The 10,670-nt window shown below is 33.1% G+C and carries 8 protein-coding genes and 1 pseudogene; 6 read left to right on the top strand and 3 right to left on the bottom strand.

Annotation, left to right across the window (positions count from 1 at the left end):
* Positions 1 to 93: 93 nt before the first annotated feature.
* A pseudogene (gene pckA / locus ACHZC3_RS07445) lies at positions 94 to 1,374 on the top strand (phosphoenolpyruvate carboxykinase (ATP)); the annotation flags it as partial.
* A gap of 294 nt (positions 1,375 to 1,668) precedes the next feature.
* Here the strand turns inward: pckA and ACHZC3_RS07440 are convergent.
* Genes ACHZC3_RS07440 through ACHZC3_RS07430 form a run of 3 tightly spaced genes read right to left on the bottom strand, consistent with a single transcriptional unit; the run spans position 1,669 to position 6,496 of the window.
* Positions 1,669 to 3,051, bottom strand: coding sequence for a DUF5689 domain-containing protein (locus tag ACHZC3_RS07440; protein WP_394759234.1), 1,383 nt, complete (start codon positions 3,049 to 3,051; stop codon positions 1,669 to 1,671).
* Between the two features lie 10 nt (positions 3,052 to 3,061).
* Positions 3,062 to 3,679 (bottom strand): choice-of-anchor J domain-containing protein, encoded by a 618-nt coding sequence (locus tag ACHZC3_RS07435; RefSeq protein WP_394759233.1) that lies wholly within the window; start codon positions 3,677 to 3,679, stop codon positions 3,062 to 3,064.
* A 12-nt stretch (positions 3,680 to 3,691) separates the two neighbouring features.
* Positions 3,692 to 6,496, bottom strand: a complete 2,805-nt coding sequence (locus tag ACHZC3_RS07430; protein WP_394759232.1) for a carboxypeptidase-like regulatory domain-containing protein — start codon at positions 6,494 to 6,496, stop codon at positions 3,692 to 3,694.
* Positions 6,497 to 6,631: 135 nt separating this feature from the next.
* Between ACHZC3_RS07430 and ACHZC3_RS07425 the strand changes: the two genes are divergently transcribed.
* From ACHZC3_RS07425 to ACHZC3_RS07405, 5 genes are all read left to right on the top strand, one after another.
* Positions 6,632 to 7,729 carry an endonuclease/exonuclease/phosphatase family protein gene (locus ACHZC3_RS07425; protein WP_394759231.1) on the top strand — a complete coding sequence of 366 codons (1,098 nt, stop codon included), beginning with the start codon at positions 6,632 to 6,634 and terminating at the stop codon, positions 7,727 to 7,729.
* 57 nt (positions 7,730 to 7,786) lie between these two features.
* Positions 7,787 to 8,149 carry a hypothetical protein gene (locus tag ACHZC3_RS07420; protein ID WP_394759230.1) on the top strand — a complete coding sequence of 121 codons (363 nt, stop codon included), beginning with the start codon at positions 7,787 to 7,789 and terminating at the stop codon, positions 8,147 to 8,149.
* 25 nt (positions 8,150 to 8,174) lie between these two features.
* Entirely contained in the window at positions 8,175 to 8,711 is a 537-nt protein-coding gene (locus ACHZC3_RS07415) for a 3-hydroxyanthranilate 3,4-dioxygenase (protein WP_394759229.1), read from the top strand.
* A gap of 204 nt (positions 8,712 to 8,915) precedes the next feature.
* Entirely contained in the window at positions 8,916 to 9,911 is a 996-nt protein-coding gene (locus ACHZC3_RS07410; RefSeq protein WP_394759228.1) for an NAD(P)H-dependent glycerol-3-phosphate dehydrogenase, read from the top strand.
* Between the two features lie 90 nt (positions 9,912 to 10,001).
* Positions 10,002 to 10,670 (top strand): serine protease (locus ACHZC3_RS07405; RefSeq protein ID WP_394759227.1); only part of this gene is annotated, 669 nt, incomplete at its 3' end.

Here is a 10,670-nt window from a genome sequence, read left to right as displayed (position 1 = left end):
GAACGTTGTGGCCGATTTGAATTTGATTATCCAGCTTAACACCCGTCTCGATAACCGTATCTTCGATCGCGCCGCGATCGATGGTGGTATTGCAAAAGATTATTTGTAGTAGACACTTTTTGTGGCGCTAACGAAAACACAAGATTGAAAGTTCGTTTTATTGTTGAGGTGGCTTGGCAAGCACATTTTGTAAAAAATATGTTTATTCGTCCTACTGATGCAGAACTTCAAGTATACGGTGAGCCAGACTTCGTAGTAATGAATGGTTCTAAAACAAGTTTCAAAGAGTATGCTGCTCACGGATTAAATTCTGAAGTATATGTCGCTTTTAACTTAACTGAGAAAATCCAATTAATTGGCGGAACTTGGTACGGAGGTGAAATGAAAAAAGGCTTGTTCTCTATGATGAACTATTATTTACCACTTCAAGGAATGGCTTCTATGCACTGTTCTGCGAATAAAGGAGCAACTGGCGATGTAGCAGTTTTCTTCGGATTATCAGGAACAGGAAAAACAACGTTGTCTACAGATCCAAAACGTGAATTAATAGGTGATGACGAACACGGCTGGGATAACGACGGAGTTTTTAATTTTGAAGGTGGTTGTTACGCCAAAACAATCGATTTAAGCGCAGCAAACGAACCAGACATCTATAAGGCTATTCGTAAAGACGCGTTGCTGGAAAACGTAACAGTTGACGCCAACGGAAAAATAGATTTCAAAGACGGATCAGTTACTCAAAACACAAGAGTTTCGTATCCAATTAACCATATAGACAATATTGTAAGACCAGTTTCTAAAGCAGGTCACGCAACAAAAGTAATATTCTTAACTGCCGATGCTTTTGGAGTAATGCCACCAGTATCTGAGTTAACACCCGAACAAACTAAATATTATTTTCTTTCAGGATTTACAGCAAAATTAGCTGGAACCGAAAGAGGAGTTACACAACCAGAACCTACTTTTTCCGCTTGTTTCGGAAAAGCATTTTTATCGCTTCACCCAACACAATACGGAAAAGAATTGGTAAAGAAAATGGAAGAACATAAAGCAACTGCTTATATGGTAAACACAGGTTGGAACGGAACAGGAAAACGTATTTCTATAAAAGATACGCGTGCGATTATTGACTCTATTCTTGACGGTTCTATCGAAAAAGCAGAAACTAAAGTCGTTCCTGTTTTTAACTTTACAGTTCCTACAGCATTACACGAAGTAAACTCTGAAATTCTTGATCCAAGAAATACCTATACAGATGCTTCAGAATGGACTACAAAAGCAGAAGATTTAGCAGGAAGATTTATTAAGAACTTTGTGCAATATACAGATAATGAAGAAGGTCAAAACTTGGTAAAAGCGGGGCCGCAGTTATAATATATTTCTAATAAATTATATAAAAAAGAGTTGCTATAGGCAACTCTTTTTTTGTAAAGTATACTTTGGTATCCTGCTTGCTATCTTGTGAAGATTGCTTATCAATTTAATTTTTCTCTGAACATTCAACGATTATAGTTACTAACATATACTTTTTAACAAAAATTACTTTAGAGCTAACAGAGATTGATACCTTTACTGATGCTATTAACTCTCGAAAGGCGGTATTGTAAAGTTTGCACATAAAAAAAGAGCTACAGAAATGTAGCTCTTTTAGTATAGTATTGAAAATATTTAGTTGATAACAATATCATCAACTTGTATAGTCGTTGTTAATGTAGGCGTTCCCGAATATTCAAAAACAAAATAACCATTTCCAGTTAAACTTGCAGGAATAGCATATGATCCTGGTGAAGTAAAAACTGTTTCCGATGATCCAATTGCTGGGTAAGAAATTGTAAAATTAGATGTTATATTGGTGAATGCACTTAGATTAATTATACTACCTGGAGCATAATCAGTTGCTTTAACATAATACACTTGCAAAGGTGTACTACCAGCATAAAACCTAGCTAGTTTTTTAAATGTAAATGTATTTGCCGCTGTGAAATCTACTGGCACTAAGAAATAAGTTTTTGCAGTAACTCCACCACCACCAAAAGATGACATTTCAATATACTTATTACCACTAAAAGTTTTTAGTTGCCAGTATCTTGAACCTACTTTAGCATCATTAATGTATTTAGGGAAATTAGTTTGATTGGTAATTGTATAACTCGTGAAAGGTTCGTTTAATGTTCCTGCAAAAACATTTGCATTTCCTACAATAGGTGGAGCATCATCAACTCTTGGATTTGTCAATTTAATATCATGTTCATAACGAACCATAAATTGGTAAGTAGAACCAAATTTTGTAAGGACACCTCTTATTTTACCACTCCCTGACGGAACTCTATTTCCTGTAAAAGGAGCAAAACTACTAAAACGAATTACTTGTGCAGTACCACCTGTAGTTGCCATCATAGAATGATTTGTTGCGCCACCTCCAGAATCTACATCATAATAAGTTCTGTTTATTGAGCTTTCAGCAAATTGAACAGGATCCAACTCAATTAAAGTATTTTGATTAGCATCTGCAATAGCAGTACTAGCATAAGCCGCAGTTAAAGTCATTGTTCTAACTAGATCTTCTTCACTTACAATTGTTACTGATGGGAATAAAAAATCTTTCCATACATTTTCTGGAATTCTTCCAATACCTCCTTCAAAAAAGAAACCAATTTTTAAAGATCCATCAACTTTAGCAGTATACAATCCTTTTAGTTTGATATATACTTTTCTACCCGGTGTAAAGCCTTTACCATATAAGGTTGAAGCGTTAATAGACACACTGAAACCGACTGCAGAACCTGCAACTGGAAGTGTTTGGAAAGAAATAGATTTGAAAAAATTACCTTTTTCATCACTTGATGTTACATAGGCTTCAATAATGTCATCTGTAACATACAAAACAGGAGTGGTTGTAGCTGCAGTTGAAACAGCTGGTACGGTAGTTGTAGTGGTAAACTCATACGTTTTTAATGTATCTGTTGGAGCTGGAAAATCTTCATTTACGCAACCAGTTATAAAACCAATTGATAAGAATAAAAAGATTGATTTAAAAATTATATTTTTCATAGTAGTATGATTATTTTTTATTAAAGATTCTAATATTATCCACTTGATAAGAACCGTCTAATGCAAGATTTGTTCCAGATCCTTTAACCTTGAAAGCGATATGAATATTTCCAGTATAACCAGACAAATCTATTTCACCTGAGTTTATAAATTGAAAATAAACACTAGTTGTTAATGGTAAAGTTGCAGTCAAAGGTTCCCAAGTTGCAGTTAATACATTAGTCCCATTAAAATCTTTAGAAATAAAAACCTCTAACGAATTTGCAGAAGAACTAACATAACTTTGTGCAGATTGAAAAACTAACGTTTCTCTATCTTGAAGATCCATATTAATAGCTGGCGAAATTAACCATCCCACATTGATAGCATTTCCTGATGAAAATGAACTAAATTCAGCGTAAGGATTACTACTATATATCTGTTCTCTCCATTTAGCAGTACCAACTTCAGCATAATTAAACCATCCCTGTGTATTTAGTTCTGTATTATCTACAGCACCAACAGAAAAATCTTCTGCAAATGTAAGTGGTGTAAAATCAGGGTTTTTAATATCCTGCTCAGGTGAACAACTAGCAAAACCTAATAAGGTTGCTACTCCCAATATCATTATTATTTTATTTGTTTTCATAATCATATTTTTTTAGAAGTTAATATATAAGTTAACAAAATATGTTCTTCCGTAACCATAGAAGTACTTTGGAGCAAATGCAGGTGTTCCGCTAGAAACATCTTGATTCAATTCTCTATAATTAGCATTTCTTGCTTGTTCAAAACCACCAGTTTTGTACTTGGCATCAAGAGCGTTATTTATAGTTGCGAATAACCCAAAAGTTTGTTTACCTACTTTCCATGATTTTCCTCCGGTTAAATTTACTAAATAAAAATCAGCAAACTGTTCTTGTTTTAATAATTCTGTAGCTCTTTCTTCTGTAGCTTCTGGGAAAGTCAACCCGAATGGGTCAGCAGGGTTTTTAAAGAAATTATTCGTTCTTAATAATGGTGCAATATCTAAATAATTGTTTGCTAAATAATTTCCATTAGCACCAATCCACCAGAAGTGAGGGTCTCTATACTCAATTCCAAAAGAAGCTGCAGTTTGTGGTCCACCTGGTAATCTGTATCCTTTTAGTTTTGCTGTTCCAAACTCAACAATTGGATTAGTGTTTGTTGGAGAAGCTAAATTATCATTATTAAGTGTTACAGTAGGATTGTTATTGTAAGTGTATTCGCCGTATGCTGCATTTGCAGTCAACTTAATTGTTGATGTAATTTGGTACTCTAAACCTAATTCTGCACCAATATTTTGTTTTTCGATATTTGTAACTGTTTCAGCAACAAATGCATCTCCACCATCTCCACCATCATCTCCAAAAATACCTTCTCCAAAGAAGAATGATGTTTCAGTACCATTTTTAGATTGTGAGAAGTAAGTCGTTAATCTAGATTTAAATTTAGGTGTTCTAATAATATAACTAGCATCTACACTTGAGATTTTCTCGTTTTGCAAATCATTAATTACATTGTCATTTAATCTAGCATTTGGATAAACATTTCTTAATGAAGGCGCTTTCGTCATATAAACTCCATTGAAGTTTAAAAGATGAGTTCCTGTCATTTTGTATGTTAAACCTCCTTTGAAACCAAAATTTTCATAAGTTGATTTAGCACTTTTTCCAAAAGAATTAGTTGGGTATAAACCACTTTTGTATAATCCTTCTCTTTGGTATTGATTACGAGAATATGTTTGCCCTAAGTAAAAATCTACTTTTTTATAAGTGAATTTGAATTGAGTGAAAACATCAACAGTATTGGCTAATAAATTATAATTATATCCAAAAGAATCACCAACAACAACTTTTCGGTTAGGGTTATTTAAATCTGATTGTTGCTCATCACCAGCCTGAAAATTATCATAATCTTCAAAATAATTACCACCTAATAAATCGAGTAAATTTTGGAAATTATGTGATTTTAATTTTCTAAAAGTTGCACCTGCATTCATTGAGATGTTATCTGCAAGTTGTGAATTAAGAACTGTATTTGCCGTCCATAATTTGTCGTCGGTTCTATCTTCATATAAGATATAAGCACTATGTCCATCTGAAGAAGCGCGATTGGTATTGTAAAGATCATTCCAATCAATTTGTCTGTTAGTTAAAAAACTAGCCGTTTTAGCTAAATCTATATTAACTTGGTCATCCCCTTGAAAATCAGTATAATCATCAGGATTCCATAGAGAAGTATAGTAACTAGGTAGTTTTCTATAATAAGTAGGGTCTGGATTGTCAACACTTTGATAATCTAAACGACTATTACCAATACTCCCTATCTGGTGCATGATACTTGTGTTTAAATTAGTTTTGTCATTTATCTTCCAATAATGAGTTAATATTAAGATTGGCTCTTCGGTTCTCTTTACACGTGAATTTCTTTGTTTCCCATCTTGTAATCCCCAGTATGAATTATATTGTATACCAGCAAGTTCATTAATTTCGTCAGAATTTGGCGAATTTTTACCTCTACTATTCAAAGCGTATATAGACGTGAAGTTTAAGGAATGTTTTTCGTTAATTCTTTTCTCAACACTTGCAAAAAATGAGTTAGCGTTATATGTTGTACCTTCAAAATAAGCTTCTTGAGCCCACCGTCTTCCTGCAGAAACCACAAACGCCCAACCATCTTTTTGCATTCCAGAAGCGTGAGTCCCCATCATTCTCCAATTGTAATTTGTGTTTGCTCCTGAAAAAGAGATACGCGATCCTGGTCTGTAGATAGATGCTCTGGTATTTATTTCCTGAGTTCCTAAAATTCCTCCAAAAGTATAGTCCGATGGAGCCGATCCTGTTGTAAATTCCTGGTTACGTGTGGCATCATTCAATCCTCCCCAGTTACTCCATTGTGGTCTTCCGTCATATATTTTATTCATCACAACCCCATTTATCATGGTAGTTGCGTAATCATTATCAAGGCCTCTCATCCTAAAACGAGCAGAACCCCAGTTGAAAGCAGCAGCTTGTTGAAAAGCATCACGAGATGCTTGTAGCAAACCCGAAGTACTTTCCGACCCACTGTTATCATCACCTAAATCGTTTTCGGTAATGGTAATTAAATTTATTTGTTGTTCCTGAGTAATGTCTTCCTCTAAAACAACAACCCCTAAATCAAGCATTTGATTTGCAAATATTTCGATCATAAGCAATTGGTTTTTGTAACCATCACTTTTTATTTGTAACATTTGACCACCAACTGGAAGTCCAACAAAAGTAAATTTTCCCTCAGCATTTGTAACTTGAGTAAAACTTGTGTTCTGAATCGAAGCAACAACATTTTGTAATGGCTTTTGGGTCTTAGCATCAACCACTTTACCAGTAATTCCAGTAGGTTGCTGAGCAAAAACTAAAATAGCTTGCATTACGAATAATGTACTAAAAATAAGTTTTTTCATAAATAAAATTAAAATTAATTCTCTTTTTATTGCAAGGTTTCAATTCTTGCGGCGACAAATGTACATTATTTAATAATATTATTTACTTTTGGCGTAAATTTTGCAACACAATTAATAATTAGTTAATACAAAAATATGAAAATTAAAAAATTTATCTGCTTGTTTATCACGTTAATAAGCTTTTTTGTTCATGGTCAAAGTAAAAAATTTGCAGTTCAAACTGTTGCTTTTTATAATTTCGAGAACCTTTTTGATACCATAAACAATCCGAATAATGACGAAGAGTGGCTGCCTAGTGGTGCTCAGAACTGGACAGGAGAAAAATACAAAAAGAAATTAGTTAATTTAAGTCGTGTTTTATCAGAAATTGGAAGCGGTGAAAACCCAAACTCTCCTGCATTAATTGGAGGTTCAGAAATTGAAAATCGAGGTGTTTTGGAAGATTTAATCAAACAACCTAAACTAATTGATAAAGATTACGGAATTATTCATTTTGACTCTCCTGATAGACGTGGGATTGATGTAGCTTTATTATACCAAAAAAAACATTTTCAACCTACCAGTTATGTAAATGTACCTTTATACATATATAGAAAAGATGATAAATCTAAAAGCAAAAAAGAAGCCGAGGAAAAAACAGATGATGTAATTGCAACAACAATATCGGATAAAAGAATATATACTCGTGACCAATTATTAGTTACTGGTCTATTAGATGGCGAAGAAATCAATGTTATCGTTTGCCACTGGCCATCACGATCTGGTGGAGAAAAGAAAAGCGCACCGCTTAGAGAAGCTGCTGCAGCATTAACTAGAAAAATAACAGATTCGCTGCAAAGAATTAACCCAGAAGCAAAAGTTATCATCTTAGGAGATTTGAATGATGGTAGTTTTAATAAAAGTGTAAAAGTTGAAATAGGCGCTAAAGGTAAAAAACCAGAGGTGCAACCTCAAGGAGTTTACAATCCGTTTGAAAGCATGGCCAACAAAGGTATGGGAACGATTGGCTACCGCGATGCTTGGGATATTTTTGATATTATAATGTGTACTCAACCATTCATAAAAGAAGATTATTCTTCGTGGAGGTATTGGAAAGCAGGAATTTATAATAAGTCTTTTCTAATTACCACCACGGGTCAATATAAAGGTTATCCGCTAAGACATACGCAAACGGAAGTAGGATTTAGTGACCACTTCCCAGTATATATCTACTTAATTAAAGAAGCAAAATAGATTTTAGTTTAATAAAGGGTTGGTTTTCCAGCCCTTTGTTATTAAAGAAAAAACTGCATGAAAAATTTATTAGCCCTTTTTACAATACTATTTTCTCTAAATAGCTTTTCTCAAGATACCATTACCACTGCAAATGCAAAGAATTATATAAATAATCTAGCTTGTGTAACTGGAAAAGTGGTTTCCTACAAACTTGCTTCTGAAGGAAAAACCGTAAACTATATTAATATTGATGCTGCTTACCCTGATGCTTTATTTACAATTGTGGTTACAAATGCTTACTTAGAAACTTCAAAAATTAAGATTGAAGATTTAAAAAACAAAATTATTTTTGCTTACGGAAGAATAACCATTTATAAAAACGACCCAAAACAAGTTCCACAAATTTTTAATCCAAGATGGATTGAAGTAAAAAAGTAGTAACTTTATACTTTAATTATATGCTATGGCAATTGCAAAACCCTTTAATCTCAACAAATGGATTGACGAAAATCGTCATTTGCTAAAACCACCTGTTGGAAACAAAAATTTATATATAGATTCTGACGATTATATCGTTATGGTTGTCGCTGGACCAAATGCCAGAAAAGATTATCATTATAACGAAACCGAAGAATTATTCTATCAGCTAGAAGGAACTATAACAGTTTATATTCAAGAAGATGGCCAAAAAATAGCCATGCAACTATCGGCTGGTGATATGTATTTGCATCCCGCAAAAGTGCCACATTCTCCTGTTCGTTCTGAAGGTTCAATAGGATTAGTTATCGAAAGAAAACGTACTGATTCTGAGGCAAAAGATGGATTGTTGTGGTTTTGCGACAACTGCAACCATAAACTATACGAAGTTTACTTTGGTTTAAATGATATCGAAAAAGACTTTCAAAAACACTTCAAACATTTTTACAATTCTAAAGCATTGCGAACTTGCAACAATTGTAATCACGAAATGGAAACCGATCCACGATTTACAAACGACTAATTACAAAGACAAAATAATATAGATAATAGATGAAAGATCATTAGATTGCTAGTTATAACAAACCTATGCTTTACTAGAATAAAAGCAAAACGTCTTAATAAAATTCACAAAAGCTATGTCCCGATAGCTATCGGGGCTACATGGTAAAAAAAAATATAAATTAATTACACCGAACAGGTATTTAATAATTAGAATTAATAAAGAATGAATTCAAATCCAAAATTTGCTGTAATAGGCGGCGGAAGCTGGGCAACAGCAATTACAAAAATGTTGTGTGTAAATCTAGACGAAGTCGCTTGGTATATGCGAAATACTGATGCTATTGAACATCTAAAAACACACCATCATAATCCTAACTACTTGAGTTCAGTTGAGTTTGACATTAAAAAATTAAAACTAACCTCCAATATTAACGAAGCGGTTGCTTATGCCGATTATATCATTTTTGCGATTCCATCTGCTTTTTTGGGCGGAGAACTTGAGAAAATGACCGAAAGTCTGAAAGGCAAAATCATTTTTTCAGCTATAAAAGGTATTGTCCCAGAAACCAGTCTTATTGTTGGAGAACATTTTAATAAAATATATGATATTCCTTTCGAAAACATTGGTGTTATTACTGGTCCTTGTCACGCTGAAGAAGTAGCTCTAGAAAGATTATCGTATCTAACTATTGCTTGTGGAGATGCTAATAAAGCTAAAGTTGTAGCTAAATACTTATCTGGGGATTACATTAAAACAAAAATATCCGATGACATTATAGGAACCGAATATGCTGCCATGCTAAAAAACATTTATGCCATTGCAGCAGGAATTGCGCATGGTTTGGGTTATGGTGATAATTTTCAGTCGGTTTTGATGAGTAATGGGATTCGCGAAATGAAGAAATTTATTCGCAAAGTACACAAAATGAAGCGAAACATAAACGATTCAGCTTACTTAGGTGATTTGTTGGTTACAGGATATTCGGTGTTTTCTAGAAATAGAATGTTTGGAAACATGATTGGGAAAGGATACACGGTAAAATCAGCTCAAATGGAAATGAGTATGGTTGCCGAAGGTTATTATGCTACAAAAAGCGCTTGGAAACTAAACCAAGATTACAAAGCCAAAACACCTATTATTGATGCCGTTTACGATATTTTATACGAAGGGAAAAATGCTAAAAAAGTATTTGAGAAACTGACTGATAAGTTGGATTAATCTAAATTTACTTTCAACATGAAAAAAATAAAGCCTTTATATATAATTATTCTCTTCTTTATCTGTTCTAAATTATTTAGCCAAAAAACAATGCATATAACAGAACAATTACTTAACAATACAATAAGAATTGAAGCTGTTATTAATAAAACCCAAATTAAAACCGGAAGTGGAATGTTTTTCTATTTAAAAACAAATTTACCAAAAGAAATAAGTGTAATTATTACTAACAAACATGTTGTTGAAGGCGCAAAAGAAATAAGGTTGTTTTTTAAAAAAGAAAAAGATAATGAACCTGATTATAATTCTTTACAAATAGTATCTATTCCTAATGATTCATTACATGTGGTAAAGCACCCGAATAAAGACATTGATTTAGTAGCAATTCCAGTAGATCATATTTACTATGAATTATCCAAAAAAAACATAAAACTATATACTATTTCTTTAAATGAAGATGTAATTTTCGACGATTCAGAAATAAAAAAAGAATTAAAACCAATTGAAAAAGTTTGGATGATAGGATATCCTAATGGTTTGTGGGATAAAAAAAACAATCTACCAATTACTAGAGAAGGTATAACCGCCACCTCACCTTATTTAGATTTTAACGGTAAAAAATCTTTTTTAGTTGATATCGCTGCCTTTCCTGGTTCAAGCGGTTCGCCATTAGTTTACTTTAGAGACTTATATACTGATAAAGAGACATACCAAGCAAAAATGGGAACAAAATTATTTTTTTTAGGAATATTATCTTCA

The organism is Flavobacterium sp. (genome assembly GCF_043720215.1).
Lineage (GTDB): Bacteria > Bacteroidota > Bacteroidia > Flavobacteriales > Flavobacteriaceae > Flavobacterium.
The sequence above is the reverse complement of the archived record's forward strand: the minus strand, read 5'-3'. Positions and strand labels throughout refer to the sequence as shown.